The organism is Pseudomonas sp. GCEP-101 (genome assembly GCF_025133575.1).
Lineage (GTDB): Bacteria > Pseudomonadota > Gammaproteobacteria > Pseudomonadales > Pseudomonadaceae > Pseudomonas > Pseudomonas nitroreducens_B.
Map to the genome: position 1 here is coordinate 5,318,710 of NZ_CP104011.1, position 14,101 is coordinate 5,332,810.

Genomic DNA, 14,101 nt, shown 5'->3' on the forward strand with positions numbered 1-14,101 from the left:
AGCGATAGGCAAGCACTCTTCTCCCTACAGTTGGCGCATCAGCAGCGAGAACATGGCTGCGATCCCTGCGATCATTGCGCTAGCCATGCCCCAACTGCCGATGATGTCCCTGCGCAATTGCACCAGGTGCAGCTCGGCGCGGCAGCGGTCGAGCAACTTATCGGCAAGCACCCAGCAGCCGAGCACCGGGACGAAGGTTGCGGCGCCACACAGCAGGATGAATAGGCCTGGCTTGGGGAGCTGCCATCGTGTCAGCCACCACTCGATAGACATGAACGACCAGAACAACACGCCGGCGGAAACGATATGCGGCAGCACGAACCAGAGGATGGCCGTGCCACGCAAGGTGCGCTGGGGCCGCTCAACGATAGCGTGCTCGCCCAGTAACGGGTGACCTCGGAGCAGGCGCAACGACAACCACGGGTGCACCAGTACCAGGAGCACCGCCAGCACGGTGGCACGAAACACCGTATCAAATCTCTGGGACGCTTCAGGCCAGACCTGCTCGATCAATAACAGCGCGCCGATGCTGGCGCCAAAGATGCCCCCCACGCCGAGAAAACCTCCCAGAACACAGCCCAGGATGTTTTTCCACCGGCGGGCAGGCGGACGTACGGGATAGTTGTTCATCGTTCAGCCACGCTGTTGAGTCCCTGCAATTCGCGCATTGTTCGCCCCCTCGCTCGCACCTGCCGCCGAGTGTCAAGACGAACGCTGCCAGATTGCCAGATCCGCCGCCTTGACGGGCAACTCGACAAGCCCGGAGGAGCGCAAGCGGCGCTGAACCTCTTTCGGGAAAGGCGGCAGGTGGCACGGCTGCCTGGTGACAATTCCCGTCAATAAGCTGATCCGCTGCGAGGCGCTGGCCACGACCAGGCGGGCATAGTCCGTGTTTTGCCGCAGTTCGACCCGCGTCAACTCCCCCCACGGAAACACCCAGCTCTGGTGGGTACACGCCACACTGATCCCCGCGGCATCGATCATGATCTTCCAGCGCCGCCGGCGTGACCGCAGGTGCGTGAGGAATAAGTAGGCCAACGCCAAACCAATCACCGCGCAGACGATAACGGCCAGAGCTAGCGGCACACGCCGCCCATGCAGATCCAGAGAGATCAGGATCACCAGGCTCATCCCGCTCCCCAAAAGAGTGACGGCGACGATGCTCGCGGTCAGGGCGCGCATGCTCCATCGCAACGCGTGAACTTCTAACACCGCCGGCCGAGCCTTGTTGATCGCCCAGCGAGGGGCGACGGGGTCAGGCTGCTCTTTTGGCAATAGCCTGAGACGACGCAGCCATGCACCCGCGTGGGCACCGAGCCAGTCGATGAAGAGGTACAGCTCCATCTTCAGCACCCAGGCGCTAAACGGGCCGAAGGCGATCATCAGGAAGAACAGCTGGCGGGAAGCCCAATCCGGTAGCGGCTTGATCAGTTTCAACACTGCGGTGAGGTTGACGAGCATCACGATGATCGCCAGCAGCATACCCATGCGCAGCGTCCAAGCGATGCGCCGGGAGCTAAACGACAGTACCCAATTGGTGAAGGAAAAGGCGCAGAGCCCGCCCGCCACCAAGGCGAGCAGGAATGGAGGAAAGCCAAATTCAAATCCGCCAAGCGTCCACGGGAGCGCAGCCAGCCAGCAGACAAAACCCCAGGTGGCGGCGGTGCCCAGCGCCGCTCGCATGCGGCCGCCCCACACTGCTCGAAAGCCAGGAGCGCCGTCGGATGATGGTCGACTCACGGTAGTTCCCTGATCTCTGCGATGCCGCTGATAGCTATCGTCAGCAGCCCCCGTCGGGGAGCGCAGTATCGGCGACGGCACTTTCTTCATGGCATGGCAAAGGCCGGATTTCCTTCGGGCGTAGCGGGAATGAGCATCGTGCCTCTATCACGACGGGAAGGGCCGCTCGTCCATGGGCCGGCAGCGTGAGGCCCGTTGGGCGGCGTTGCCGGCTAGCCTTCGCCCCTGACCTCGATGAGGATCTTCCCGATCACGGAGGATGACTCCATCGCCTCGTGGGCGTCGACGATCCGATCCAGGCTGAATATCCGGCCGATTTCCGGCGCGTAGGCGCCCGCGCTCAGGCATTGGGTGATATCGCGAATCGCCAGGAGCTTGTCCGCCTGCGGGACGCTGTAGATGTACACGAAGCGAAGCACGATGCCCTTTTTCATCGCTTCGAGCATCGGCACCGATACGGTATCTGTCGCCTGCCGCAGAGCATAGGCGCTCACCACGGCGTCCCGCGCCGAGCAGGCAAGGTTGGTGGCGAGGTTCGCCGACAGGTCCACGTCCACGATCCGCTCGACGCCCTGGGCGCCGGTGGCGGCCATCAGCACGTCCGCGGTGCGCTGCCGATGACGATCGATGACCAGGTCCGCGCCGGCAGCGCGCGCCACGGCCGCCTGCTGCGCAGTGGAAACGGTCGTGGCCACCCAGGCTCCCGCCCACTTGGCGAGCAGTATCGCTGCGCTGCCGACAGCGCCGGCACCGCCATGCACCAGCACCCGCTTCCCGCGGATACTGCCGTCGGCCAGCAGGCAACGGTGCGCCGTCAGCGCGGCGATGCCCAGGCACGCTCCCACCGCCATCCCCGCGTCCGCCGGCAGCTCGACCGCCTTGTGCGCCGGCACCACCACCGATTCGGCGGCCGTGCCGTTGGGACCACCCTGCTGCGCCTCGTAGACCCAGACCCGCTGCCCGATGCGCTGCGCCGACACGCCCTTGCCGACGCAATCGATCACCCCCGCGCCGTCCTGATGGGGAATGATGCGCGGGTAGGCCATCGTGGCCGAGAAGCCCGTCCGTGCCTTGATGTCGCTCGGGTTCAATCCCGATACAAAGATGCGTACCCGCACCTCGCCGGCAGCGGGCACGGGTTCCGCGACCTCGCCCACCGTCAATACGTCCCGCGCGCGGCCCTGTGTGTGGTAATAGGCGGCCTTCATCGTGCTTTCTTCCCCGTTCGACCAGCGCTGCCCGCTGCAAGCGAGCGCGTCGGTTCAGCTGTTCAGCGACATGGGTTTCGCGCCGCCGGCGGGCAATCCGAAGAGCCTGCGAACCCCGTTGAGAAATGCGCCGTAAGGCCGCCCCAGCAGGAGCATCATCGCGGCGGCGCCGAGCGTCCCGCGCAGCAGGCCGCTACCCGAGGCTCCGCTGCTGGCGATGATCGCCGCATAAAGCGGCACCTGGAAACTCACCAGCGCCAGGCTGTCCCACAGCAGCCGGGACAGCCGTCCCCGGGTGGCTCGCTGCATCAGCCAGTCCCGCCACAGGCCGTAGGGCCTTGCCACCGGCACCATCAGCAGCGCTCCCAGCAGTCGAGCCTGGAGCACCTGGTCCCACGCCATGCCGGCGATGAATCGCTCATTGATGATCCCGGTCGTGGTGAAGAACAGGATCAGCGCGGTGGTGTCGGCCAGGAATGCGATCCGACGCTGGTGCCAGGGCGAGCGTTGAGGCAAATCCCCTCTCCTTTGCGGTGTGAGCGAAACCACTAGGTGGCGAACAGCGCCTTGATCAGCAGCACATCGACTCGGTGGACCTGGGCCGGATACGCAAGGATGTCGTTCATCCGCGCGCTGTCGCGGAAGATATCGCCACCGCCGCCGGCCACATGGGCATCGCGGCCCGCGATACTGGGAAATGCCTCGAAGATGCCGAAGGTCGTTTCGCAATAGCGCACGGCAAACCATGGCCCTGTCGCGGGCTCGTCCAGCACGCATCCGTAGATGTCACGCAGCATCTGCATGACCGCGCGTTCCTTTCCCGGACGCGCCTCGATGTGGATGTAGAAGGCCTTCGGACCTTCGACACCATTCTCCCCACGCAATTCGACTCCGCGATGGGCCCGGCCATCGGTGGCACGCACGTCCCCCGGCGAGGAGCCAGGTGGCGTGACGAGACTGTCGGCGGAAGAGCGGGGAGATTCCGGGGCTGACATTGGCTTATCCTCCAGAGGGAGTGGGTTGATCCGTTGCCGATCACCCGGAGTCTTGGTGGTTCTTCCATCCGGAACAATTGCGATCTCGACAAGTGCCTTTCGGAAATCGAAAGGCATTGTGACGATCCCTGGAGGTTTCCCGCATGCGATTACCCTCGCTCAGGTCTCTCGAAGCGGCCCTGGCCGTTGCCCGCCTCGGCAGCCTGGCGGCCGCGGGCGATGAGATCGCCATGTCGGTTCCGGCACTGAGCCGGCGCATTGCCCAGTTGGAGTCGGACCTGGAGGTGCGCCTGTTCGATCGCGTCTCCCGCGGCGTGGTGGTGACGCCGGCCGGCGAGGCCTTCCTGGCCCGCGTGGCCCCGGTGCTGACCGAGCTCCGGCAAGCCAGCCGGGAGGCCAGGGGGGAGCACGACCATGTCGTCCGGCTGTCGACGGTGCCTACCTTCGCGACACGCTGGCTGCTTCCCCGGCTGAACCGATTCGAACGCGAAAACCCCGATATCGAAGTCGACGTTCAGACCTCTGCCGTGCTGGAGGATCTCGATGCGCGGAACCTGGACGCGGTCATCCGGCTATCGACCAGCACCGCCGAGGCGACGGTGCCGACGCTGCCGATTCACCTCTACCCGGTCTGGAGCCCCGATCACCTCAGCGGCATCTCGGACGCTGCCGATCTGCTGCGCCACCGGCTGCTGGGACCGAACCACCGCCCGGAGTTCTGGCAGGAATGGCTGGAGGCGCACCCGCTGGACCAAGGCGAGATCCGCATCCGCCCGGTCGACTCGGTGCTGCTTTACGAGCGCACCCTGTGCGGAGACGGGATCGCCATTGGCATCGAGCCGCTGGTGACGCCCTTGATCGAACAAGGCCGCCTGGTCGGGCTGACCCGCTATCGCGTCAGTTCCGGACGCGCGTTCCATCTGATCGAGCGGGGTGGCCAGCGGTCACGCCCGGCGCAGCGCGTGATGTCGTGGTTGCGCCAGGAGTTCGCGAAGTCCGCGCATCCGCCGCGCGCGGCGGGCAGCGACGGGCCTGCCGCGGCGTCCCGACCGGCGGACTAGCGGGTCCAGAGCGGATCGGTGGTGAAGGCGATGGTCAGCCAGCGGTTGGGACCTTCGCCGCCGATGGCCTCGCCGATCTCGTCGCGCAGCCTGTCCCACTCGGCCAGGGTCTGCGCCGGCCAGGTCGGCGGGACGATGAAGTACAGCTCGATCTGCTGCGCCCGCCCGACCTTGGCGACATAGGCCTGGTAGGCCAGGAAGCCATGCTGGGCGACGGTGGCCGTGGCCACCTCGTCGACATGTTCCTTGAGCTCCGGCGGAGTGACCAGCAGGATGTCCTTGAACGCCTGGCGAATGGTCAGGAACGGAATCGGCAGGATCGCCAGGCAGATCAGCGCCAGCACCGCCGGGTCGACATACGGGCCGATGTGCGCGTAGCCGCTCACGGTGGCCACGTCGCCGACCAGGAAGGCGATGAGCAAGGCCAGGGAGATGCTGCCGGACATCACCCAGGACTTCGCGTCGAGGGCGACGAAGTCCGAGCCGATGCGCTTGTTGGCGCGGAACTGCACCGCCGCCAGGGCGAAGCAGACCAGCGTGGCGACGGCGGCGTAGAGGATGGCGAAGCCGAATTCCAGCGCGTGGCCGCCGCTGAGCAGGCGGCCGACGGCGTTGATCAGCGCGTACAGCGTGACCCCGCACAGCAGCGTGCCGTTGAGCGCCAGCACCATCGGCTCCAGGTGCCAGAAGCCCATGTTGAAGCGCTCGGCCAGGCGCCGGCTGGCGTCGCCTTCGGTGGTGTGGCGACGGATCAGGGTGGCCACCATCAGCGCCAGGCCGCTCATGCTGGCGTCGGCCAGCGAGTAGACGCCGTCGAAGACGATGGAGAAGGATCCCGACAACAGGCCGACGATGATCCCGAAACCGGCCAGCAGCACGGTCACGATGATGGAGAGCCGCAGGATGCCTTGTTCTGTTTTCATGATCTGGCGTGCTCCTCGCGCCGTGAGTGGTGGCGTTGCCGAGGACAGGCCTGAATGGCGCTGGCGGCTTCGCTGGGGGGCGCGACTATAAGCGAGCGCGCGGACCAAGGCCATTGGCGCGCCGGCAATGTCACCGTGCACGCTCGCAAGGCGGCTGGAGGTGGGCCTTGGCGGGCGGCGTCCCCGGCGGCTCAGGCCGCGCGCAGCGGCACCTCCTGTAGCAGCCAGGAGAGCGCGAACGCCACGGCGCTGACCAGGCACGCCACCAGGAATACCCAGTGCATCGACCCGGAGAAGGCGGCCAGGTAGGTCTGCTGCAGCGCCATCGGCAAGGCATGCACGTCGGCCGGGGACAGATTGGCCGGTGAGCCGGCATTGGCCGGGAAGCTGCTGACGAGGCGGCTCATCAGCTCATGGGTGAACAACGCGCCGAACGCCGAAACGCCGATGGAGCCGCCGATGGAGCGGAACAGTGTCGCCCCGGAGGTGGCTACCCCCATGTGGCGAAACTCGACACCGTTCTGCACCGCCAGAATCAGCACCTGCATCACCATGCCCAGCCCGGCGCCGAGCAACGCCATGTAAAGGTTCATCTGCAGCATTGACGACTGCAGGTCGAGACGGCTCAGCAGCGCCAGGGCGATGACCTGCAGCAAGGTGCCAAGGATGGGGAACACCCGGTAGCGCCCCCAGCGGCTGATCAGCCGGCCGGTGATGGCCGAGACCAGCAGCATCGACCCCATCAGCGGTAGCATCTGCAGGCCCGCGCTGGTCGGCGTGGCGTCCTTCACCACCTGCAGGTAGAGCGGCAGGAAGGTCACCGAGCCGAACAGCGAAACGCCCACGGTAAAACCGATCAGCCCCGCGAGCACGAAGGTTCGATGGCGGAACAGGTGCAGCGGCATGATCGGCTCCGCGGCGATACGTTGTTCGTGGACGAAGCCGACCACCCCGACAACGGCAAACAGGGCCAGGACCAGGATGTCGATCGAGGTCCATTCCAGGGTGCTGCCGCCCAGGCTGGTGATCAGCACCAGCGAGGCCAGCGCCAGGGTCAGGAAGAAGGCGCCGAAATAGTCGATGACGTGCTTCACCCGCGCGACGTGAGGACGGAAGGCGTTGCCGATCACCAGCAGCGCGACGATCCCCAGCGGCAGATTGATGTAGAAGATCCAGCGCCAGGACAACTGCTCGACGAGGAAGCCGCCCACCAGCGGGCCGACCACAGTGGCCAGGCCGAACACGCCACCGAACAGCCCCTGGTAGCGACCGCGCTCGGCCGGCGGGATGACGTCGCCGATGGCCGCCATCGCGACCACCATCAGGCCTCCTCCGCCCAACCCCTGGAGGGCGCGCAGCAGGATCAGCTGGGTCATGTTCTGCGCCAGCCCGCACAGCGCCGAACCCAGCAGGAACAGCACGATGGCGGTCTGCAGCACCAGCTTGCGACCGTAGAGGTCACCGAACTTGCCATACAGCGGGACCACCACGGTGGAGGCCAGCAGGTAGGCGGTCACCACCCACGACAGCAGGTGCAGGCCGCCCAGCTCGCCGACGATGGTCGGCAGCGCGGTGGAGACGATGGTCTGGTCCAGCGCGGCCAGGAACATCACCAGTAGCAGCGCAGCCAGCAGCAGTGGAATCGAGGGTCGGGCGGAGCGGCTGTCGATACCGGTGGCCGCGTTTGTATTCAGGGTAGGTTCGGAAACCGTTTGCATGAGGGGACCTGAGGAATTAGGCGATATGGGGTGCAGAGTCCGGTGAATGCGGCCTCACTGGCCCGCCGCGCTGCGTTCGCGGTATTGCCGCCCCACTTCCTGCAGGCCGGCCAGCGTGAAGCTGTAGAGTTGCGCGGTGACCACGTCGCCGGGCATCTGGAGGATGTCGCGCAGGGCGCCTTGCCCTCCCCTCGGCCCGATCAGCAGCATCGCCCAGGGCGCGGTCACGCTGAGAATGCAAGGCACCAGCGCCGGGTCATCCGACGGTATCGTGGTGATCTCGCTGAACAGTTGCTTGAGCAGCGTCAACTTAAGTGCCTTCTGCGGGTGCAGCACTTCCTGGCCGTGGCTGCTGGGCGCCAGGGCCTCGGCTGCCAGCACGCGCAGGTGCCAGCTCTCCCGCCCGCGCGAGGCCTTGCGTACGACCAGCTCGGTCAAGGCCAGCAACTTGTCCGGCGCAGGCTGCGCGCTCTGAATGATGCGTTGCAGATCGGCGATGTCGAGGAAGCGCCGGCGCGCCTCCTCCAGTACCGCCTGGTAGAGGCCATTGCGGCTGCCGAAGTGATAGTTGATCGACGCCAGGTCGACTTCCGCCTTGGCGGCCACCGCCTTGTTGCTGGTTTCGGCGAAACCCAGCGCCGAAAACAGCTCGCCAGCGGCTTCCAGGATGCGAATGCGGGTCGCTTCACCGTCTTTTCGGGATTCGCGAGAGGACATGACGTTTTCCTGTGGGACGATTCAGTGTCGACAGCGTGGCGAAAGCTAAATTTAAATTCAATTTAAATTTAGCAATAGCGACGAACCGCACCGAGGTTGCGTACGGCGTCAAACAATCGCCAGCCGCTGGGCCTGCCGCTGGCCAGCCGAAAAAGGTCCCTGCCGTGCCTTCCCAAGCGTCATCGCGCCCCGGCAAGATAGCGGTCTTCGTCGCCGCATTTCGGCGGCCCGCTTCTGCCTTGTGCCCGGAGTCGTATGCAACCGCGCGACCTTGCCGCCTACCTGTTCCTCGCGATCGGCTGGGGGCTGTCCTTCCTCGTGCTGCTCAAGGCCATCGCCGGCTTCGGCTGGGTCGGCGCGGTCAGCTTTCGCGCGCTGATCGCCAGCTTCACGTTGTTCGCGGTGGCGAAACTGTCCGGCCGCCGACTGAACTTCGACGGACTGTGGAAGCCGCTGTGCGTGGTCGGCGCCACCACCGTGGCCGGCCAGTTGATCGGCATGACCTACGCCACCCCGCGCATCGGCACGGCCATGGCGGCGATCTTCGTCGCCGGCATTCCGCTGTTCTCCATGCTCATCGGCCGTCTCTGGGGCCTGGAGCGCATCACCTGGAGCGGCCTGGGCGGCCTGCTCCTGGGCTTCTTTGGGATGGTGCTGCTGGTGGGCTTCCCGGCGGTGCCGGTTACCCACGAGTTCCTCCTCGGTTGCGCTGCGTCGGTGTTCGGCGCGGTGTGTGCAGCCTTCGGCAGCAACTACGCGAGCCTCAAACTGCGCACGGCCGGCCCCTGGGAAGTGACCTGCGGCGCCTTTCTCATCGGCGGGCTGCTGACCCTGCCGCTGCTGGTCTGGGTGCCGGTGCCGGGCACGCCGCAACCCCTCGACTTCTTCTTCCTGCTGCTGTGCGGCTGCGTGCTCAGCGCGGTGAACTACGTGGTGTATTTCCATCTGGTCGCACGCATCGGCGCGACGAAGACCATCAGCGTGGAATTCGTCGTCACCGTGGTCGCCGTGCTGGTGGGCGCGCTGGTGCTGGGCGAGAGCCTGTCGCTGATGCAGGGCGTGGGCGCGCTGATCATCCTGGTCGGCTGCGCCCTGGTGCTCGGCCTCGTACCGGGCACCCGAGCGCGCGCGGTCAGTTGATCGCCTGCACCGATACCGCGTCTGGCGCAGCGTCATCGCGGTCGATCACGTCCATGGGCAGGCGCGAGGTTTCCCGCAGCAACCAGGAACACACCGCCACCAACAAGAGTGCCGCCGCGCCGTAGAGCGCCACGCCGAACGGGTTGCGTCCGGTGGCGATGAGGATGGCAGTGGCGATGCTCGACGCCGTGCCGCCGCCCAGCGCCGCGCCGATCTGGTAGCTGAAGGAAATCCCGGAGTAGCGCATTTCCCGCGGGAACTGCTCGGCGAGGAAGGCCGGGATCGGCCCCTGGGTCGCGCCCATGAAGAAGCCCACGGCGACATACGCCAGCAGCGCCAGCGGCAGGCTGTGCAGGCCGATCAGCGGGAAGAAGGCGAACAGCCCCAGGGCCATGATCGCCGCGCCGAAGATCATCACCGCGCGGCGGCCGAAACGGTCCGACAGATGCCCGAAGAACGGCGCGGAAGCGACGATGGCCACCGACAGCGAGAAGTCGAACAGCAGGGCGTGGCTGCTGCTGTAGCCGATGTCGGTTGCGTAGGCGAGGAAGAAGGTGCTGCCGATATAAGCGATGGTGACATAGCCGAAGGCGATGCCGATGCACAGCAGCAGCTCGCGCGGGCGGCGGCGGAAGGCTTGCATCAGCGGCAGGCGCGCCTCGGTATGCGGCGCGGTCTTGGGCTGCGACGCCGTGTTCTGCAGGCGCGCGTAGAGGCCGATCAGCACCAGCAGGCCACCGAGCCAGAACGGAATGCGCCAGGCGATGCCGGAGAGGTCGTCGTCGAAGGCGACGCTAACGATGACGAACACCGCCGACCCGAAGATGCCGCCGATGCCGATGCCCATGCTCGTGAAGCTGCCCCACAGGCCGCGGCGGCCCGTGGGCGCAACCTCGATGCCGAACAGCGCCGCCCCGCCCCACTCGCCGCCCGCGGCGAAACCCTGCACCAGGCGCAGCAGCACCAGCAGGACCGGCGCCGCCGCGCCGATGCTGGCGTGGGTGGGCAGAAAGCCGATCAGCAGGGTGCTCGCGCCCATCAGCACGAGGGTGGCGACCAGCGCCTTCTGCCGGCCGTAGCGGTCACCCAGGTGGCCGAACACCACGCCGCCCAGCGGTCGGGCGAAGAAGCCGGCGCCGAACGCGGCGAACGCGACCAGCACGGCGGTCAGGCGATCCATGCCGGGGAAGAACAGCTGCGGGAAGATCAGCGCGGCGGCGTAGCCGTAGATGACGAAATCGTAGAACTCCAGCGCGGTGCCCATGCCGGAGACGCAGAAGGTGCGAAAGGCCGAGCGCGAGCCGGGGGCTGCGGGCGTGTGGTCGATCATGGTGGTTCACTCTTGTTTTTGTGGCAACACGGAACCCGCGCGGCGGCCATTGGGTCGTCACGGGACGTTGGTTTGTAGGTGGTGATACGTGGGGCACATAAGCCGGAACGGGTTATCCGCCGGCGGCCTGAGCGGGCGTACCGGAAAGTGGGCGCTCGGGCTATGCCCTCACCCCAGCCCTCTCCCGGGGGGAGAGGGAGCCGTCCGTGCCGGCTGATAGCGTAGCTTCAACCTGCGCCGATCAGTCCCCTCTCCCTATGGGAAAAGGTTAGGGTGAGGGGCTCTCCGCGCTGACTGGTCGTGGCTCTCCCCAGTCTCGCTCTAGAACCGCAGGAACCCCTCATCCGCCAGCTTCTTCGGCGTGCCGGCCACGTACTCCAGCGCGCAGCCCGCGGTATCCAGGCCGATGCTGAGCAGAGTCTCCCAGCGCTCGGTATCCGGCTCGGACATGTCCGGGTGGAAGCACACCACCGCCTGGTCGCCATCGGCACCGCAGAACGCGTCGGCGCGTTCGCGCAGGGCCTTGCCGGTCATGCCGGCGGTGGCGGCCTTGAGGTGATCCAGGCGCGCGTAGGTGGTGGACACATCCGCCGTGCGCTCACCCCAGCTCAGCTCGCCGTCGAGGAAGTGGTTGGTGTGCAGCAGCCAGCCATCCTCGCGCGGCACCACCACGGCGGTGTGCGCCCGGCTCATCTCGATGCTGGCGGCGCGGGCGCGCACGTCCTCGCGGGTGAATACGCTGAGCACGGTGGAGGCGCTGACCCGCGCCGAGCGCGCCATGTCGATGGCCTCGGTGACACTCGTGGCCTCCTCCAGCACGCGGCGGGCGATGGCATGCACTGGCACGCCGGCGCTGCCGTCGTCGCTGGCGTGGTGCAGGATGTTGAAGTGCACGCCCAGGCCTGCGCTGTTCACGCCGATCTTGCCGAGCATGCCGAACTCGGTGAACAGCTTGGCGGTGAGGCCGGTGCTGCCGGTGAAGCCCAGCAGCAGCCCGTGCGGGACCAGGCTGTCGTGCCAGTCCCAGGTCTGCAGGCTGCGCGGTGCAGCGGCACCCGCGGGGGCGTAGACGGAGGTGGAACATTCGCCTTCCACCGGTTGCTCCGGCATCACCGCGAGAATTTCGGTCCGCGCATTCAGCGCCGCCAGTTGCCACAGCGGCAGACCGACGCCCAGAGCCAGCCCCTCGACTTCCTTCGCCAGCGCCGGGCACCAGTCAGCCAGCGCCGCGAGGCTGGCTTCGCCGATGCTGCAGGCCCTGTCCAGCTCCACGCCGACGCGTGGGAAGAAGTCCAGGTACAGCGCCACGGTCTGGCGGATCTGCGCGGCAAAGGTTTCGCCGATCTGCCGGCCACGCTGCAGCGGGTCGCGGATGTCGGTGGTGAAGGTGTGAAGAATCACGGCAAGGCTCCTGTTACGACTTGGACTTGTCGGGAGCGATACGGCGCTCCCGGTGAATCAGCGATTGGCATTCGAACGACTATAGACTTCGCGACCGGCGAACCAGGTCTTGAGCACACGGGTGTCGCGCAGCGCGTCGGGCTCGACCGTGAACACGTCGCGGTCGAGCAGGATCAGGTCGGCCTGCTTGCCCGGCTTCAGCGAACCGATGCGATCCTCCAGGCGGATAGTGCGCGCGGCGTTGAGGGTGTAGGCCTGGAACATGGTCTGCCGGTCGATGTCTTCGGCGGCGTTGAGCACGCCTTTCGGGCCGACGCGCTGGATCGCCTGGTAGATGGCCTTCCACGGATCGGGCGTGGTGATCGGCCAGTCGCTGGCGCCGGAAATCGTCGCGCCGTGCTTGAGCAGCGAGCGCGCCGGGTACATGTGCAGGAAGGCCATGGCGCTGACGTAGGGCTTGACCAGGTCGACACTGTTCTCGTCGGCGGCGGCCCAGTACAGCTGCATGGCGGCGATCACGTCGAGCGCCTTGAAGCGCGGGAAGTCGGCGGGGTTGACCATCTGCAGGTGGGTGATCGAATGCGGGATGCCGCTGTGGCGATCCTTGCGCGCCTGCTCGATGCCGTTGAGCGACTCGCGCACCGCGCGGTCGCCGATGGCATGGATGTGCACCAGCCAGCCACGGGCGTCGGCGGCGCTGACCAGTTCGCCGAAATGCCGGGGGTCGATCAGCAGTTCGCCGTACTTCTTCGAGTTGCGGTAGGGCTCGAGCATCGCCGCGCTCTGCGCCGGCACCTCGGCCACGCCGTCGGCGAAGACCTTGATGCCCGGCAGGGTCAGGTTCGTGACGCCAGAGAACTGCTGACGCACCTTGTCCAGCTCGTCGAGGTCGGCCGGGGTCGCCTTGGAATCGGCCATCAGCAGGGCGGCGACGTGGGCAGTCAGCCCGCCCTCTTCCGCCAGCCTCTTGTAGGCCGGCAGCACGCCGACGGATTCGTTGTGGATGTCGCCACCGGGGTTCTCGTTCGCCAGGGGCTCCATCCAGGCGGTGATGCCCAGCTCATGGTAGTAGCGCTGCGCGCCCTTCAGCGCCTCGAGCAGTTCGTCGTCGCTCGCCAGCGGCAGCAGCGCCTGTACCGGATAGAGGCCGGCATCGACCAGGAAGCCGTTGGGCCTGCCGTCGGCATCATGGCCGATGGTCGCCTGCTCCTCGCCCTTGAGCGCCTTGACCTTGGCCGCGTCGATGCCGGCGAGGTCGAGCAGCGCCTGGTTGGCCCAGCCGGTGTGGTAGTCACCGCCGGCCAGGAGGATCGGCTGCCTGGCCCATTCGCCCTGGTTGAAGCGCTGCTGCAACTCGCCGATATGGTCCCAGTACGCCGTGGGCACACCACCCACCGAGAGGAACTGGCCGCGCCGCGCGCGGCCGTCATCGCGCCACTGGCGCAGCTTGCTCTCGAACGCGTCTAGCGGCAGGTCCTGGTTGTCGAGGTTGGCCTGGAGCATCTGCAGGCCACCCTTGACCAGGTGGGTGTGGGCATCGATGAAACCGGGCATCAGCACCTGGCCGTGCAGGTCGATGACCTGGGTGGCCGGCTGGCGGAGCTTGAGGATCTGCGCGTCGCTGCCAACGGCGAGGATACGGCCGTTCTCCACCGCCACCGCCTGTTGCAGCGCCTGGCCGGGTTCGGCGGTGTAGACCTTGCCGCCATGCAGGATGAGGTCGGCGGCGGCCATCGTTTCCAACGAGGAAAAAGCGCACGCCGCCGACACCAGCGCCGGAATCAGTAGTTTCATCGCAGAGCCTTCGTTATTGTTGATCTGTGACGAAGGTTAAGCAAAAGCCCCGGCGGCTTTAACACCGACTTCCC

General features: G+C 66.7%; 13 protein-coding genes. 2 read left to right on the forward strand and 11 right to left on the reverse strand.

What is annotated here, in order from left to right; genetic code table 11:
• Nucleotides 1-24: 24 nt before the first annotated feature.
• The 5 genes from N0B71_RS23995 to N0B71_RS24015 all read right to left on the reverse strand — a co-directional run bounded on the left by N0B71_RS23995 (nt 25) and on the right by N0B71_RS24015 (nt 4,060).
• A complete protein-coding gene (locus tag N0B71_RS23995) occupies nt 25-630 on the reverse strand; it encodes a hypothetical protein (protein WP_259755365.1) in 606 nt (201 codons plus the stop codon).
• 72 nt (nt 631-702) lie between these two features.
• The gene (locus N0B71_RS24000; protein WP_259755367.1) at nt 703-1,683 is read right to left on the reverse strand and encodes a hypothetical protein; all 981 of its coding nucleotides are present in this window, start codon (nt 1,681-1,683) and stop codon (nt 703-705) included.
• A gap of 269 nt (nt 1,684-1,952) precedes the next feature.
• Nucleotides 1,953-2,948, reverse strand: a complete 996-nt coding sequence (locus N0B71_RS24005; protein ID WP_259755368.1) for an NADPH:quinone reductase — start codon at nt 2,946-2,948, stop codon at nt 1,953-1,955.
• A 54-nt stretch (nt 2,949-3,002) separates the two neighbouring features.
• Nucleotides 3,003-3,464: an L-alanine exporter AlaE gene (gene alaE, locus N0B71_RS24010; protein WP_259755369.1), complete on the reverse strand. Its 462-nt coding sequence runs from the start codon at nt 3,462-3,464 to the stop codon at nt 3,003-3,005.
• 32 nt (nt 3,465-3,496) lie between these two features.
• Nucleotides 3,497-4,060 carry a putative quinol monooxygenase gene (locus tag N0B71_RS24015; protein ID WP_259755370.1) on the reverse strand — a complete coding sequence of 188 codons (564 nt, stop codon included), beginning with the start codon at nt 4,058-4,060 and terminating at the stop codon, nt 3,497-3,499.
• A gap of 26 nt (nt 4,061-4,086) precedes the next feature.
• Here N0B71_RS24015 and N0B71_RS24020 point away from each other — a divergent pair, with 26 nt between their 5' ends.
• Complete coding sequence (locus N0B71_RS24020) at nt 4,087-5,004, forward strand: LysR substrate-binding domain-containing protein (protein WP_259755371.1); 918 nt, start codon at nt 4,087-4,089, stop codon at nt 5,002-5,004.
• On the opposite strand, the gene N0B71_RS24025 is transcribed toward N0B71_RS24020, so the two are convergent.
• From N0B71_RS24025 to N0B71_RS24035, 3 genes are all read right to left on the reverse strand, one after another.
• Entirely contained in the window at nt 5,001-5,927 is a 927-nt protein-coding gene (locus N0B71_RS24025; protein ID WP_259755372.1) for a cation diffusion facilitator family transporter, read from the reverse strand. The genes N0B71_RS24020 and N0B71_RS24025 overlap by 4 nt on opposite strands.
• Before the next feature lie 191 nt (nt 5,928-6,118).
• The gene (locus tag N0B71_RS24030) at nt 6,119-7,645 is read right to left on the reverse strand and encodes an MDR family MFS transporter (RefSeq protein ID WP_259755373.1); all 1,527 of its coding nucleotides are present in this window, start codon (nt 7,643-7,645) and stop codon (nt 6,119-6,121) included.
• A gap of 54 nt (nt 7,646-7,699) precedes the next feature.
• Entirely contained in the window at nt 7,700-8,362 is a 663-nt protein-coding gene (locus N0B71_RS24035) for a TetR/AcrR family transcriptional regulator (RefSeq protein WP_259755374.1), read from the reverse strand.
• A gap of 255 nt (nt 8,363-8,617) precedes the next feature.
• Between N0B71_RS24035 and N0B71_RS24040 the strand changes: the two genes are divergently transcribed.
• Nucleotides 8,618-9,502 (forward strand): DMT family transporter, encoded by an 885-nt coding sequence (locus N0B71_RS24040; RefSeq protein WP_259755375.1) that lies wholly within the window; start codon nt 8,618-8,620, stop codon nt 9,500-9,502.
• Here the strand turns inward: N0B71_RS24040 and N0B71_RS24045 are convergent.
• The 3 genes from N0B71_RS24045 to N0B71_RS24055 all read right to left on the reverse strand — a co-directional run bounded on the left by N0B71_RS24045 (nt 9,495) and on the right by N0B71_RS24055 (nt 14,027).
• Nucleotides 9,495-10,832 carry an MFS transporter gene (locus tag N0B71_RS24045; protein ID WP_259755376.1) on the reverse strand — a complete coding sequence of 446 codons (1,338 nt, stop codon included), beginning with the start codon at nt 10,830-10,832 and terminating at the stop codon, nt 9,495-9,497. The two genes, N0B71_RS24040 and N0B71_RS24045, sit on opposite strands and share 8 nt — an antisense overlap.
• Nucleotides 10,833-11,153: 321 nt before the next feature.
• Nucleotides 11,154-12,233, reverse strand: coding sequence for a C45 family autoproteolytic acyltransferase/hydolase (locus N0B71_RS24050; RefSeq protein ID WP_259755377.1), 1,080 nt, complete (start codon nt 12,231-12,233; stop codon nt 11,154-11,156).
• Nucleotides 12,234-12,290: 57 nt separating this feature from the next.
• Nucleotides 12,291-14,027, reverse strand: a complete 1,737-nt coding sequence (locus N0B71_RS24055; protein ID WP_259755378.1) for an amidohydrolase — start codon at nt 14,025-14,027, stop codon at nt 12,291-12,293.
• Between the last annotated feature and the right edge of the window lie 74 nt (nt 14,028-14,101).

What these genes read in the sequence shown, in the direction of transcription:
- N0B71_RS23995 (WP_259755365.1), bottom strand. Translation starts at nt 630, where the DNA reads ATGAACAACTATCCCGTACGTCCGCCTGCCCGCCGGTGGAAAAACATC.
- N0B71_RS24000 (WP_259755367.1), bottom strand. Translation starts at nt 1,683, where the DNA reads ATGCGAGCGGCGCTGGGCACCGCCGCCACCTGGGGTTTTGTCTGCTGG.
- N0B71_RS24005 (WP_259755368.1), bottom strand. Translation starts at nt 2,948, where the DNA reads ATGAAGGCCGCCTATTACCACACACAGGGCCGCGCGCGGGACGTATTG.
- N0B71_RS24015 (WP_259755370.1), bottom strand. Translation starts at nt 4,060, where the DNA reads ATGCCTTTCGATTTCCGAAAGGCACTTGTCGAGATCGCAATTGTTCCG.
- N0B71_RS24020 (WP_259755371.1), top strand. Translation starts at nt 4,087, where the DNA reads ATGCGATTACCCTCGCTCAGGTCTCTCGAAGCGGCCCTGGCCGTTGCC.
- N0B71_RS24025 (WP_259755372.1), bottom strand. Translation starts at nt 5,927, where the DNA reads ATGAAAACAGAACAAGGCATCCTGCGGCTCTCCATCATCGTGACCGTG.
- N0B71_RS24030 (WP_259755373.1), bottom strand. Translation starts at nt 7,645, where the DNA reads ATGCAAACGGTTTCCGAACCTACCCTGAATACAAACGCGGCCACCGGT.
- N0B71_RS24035 (WP_259755374.1), bottom strand. Translation starts at nt 8,362, where the DNA reads ATGTCCTCTCGCGAATCCCGAAAAGACGGTGAAGCGACCCGCATTCGC.
- N0B71_RS24040 (WP_259755375.1), top strand. Translation starts at nt 8,618, where the DNA reads ATGCAACCGCGCGACCTTGCCGCCTACCTGTTCCTCGCGATCGGCTGG.
- N0B71_RS24045 (WP_259755376.1), bottom strand. Translation starts at nt 10,832, where the DNA reads ATGATCGACCACACGCCCGCAGCCCCCGGCTCGCGCTCGGCCTTTCGC.
- N0B71_RS24055 (WP_259755378.1), bottom strand. Translation starts at nt 14,027, where the DNA reads ATGAAACTACTGATTCCGGCGCTGGTGTCGGCGGCGTGCGCTTTTTCC.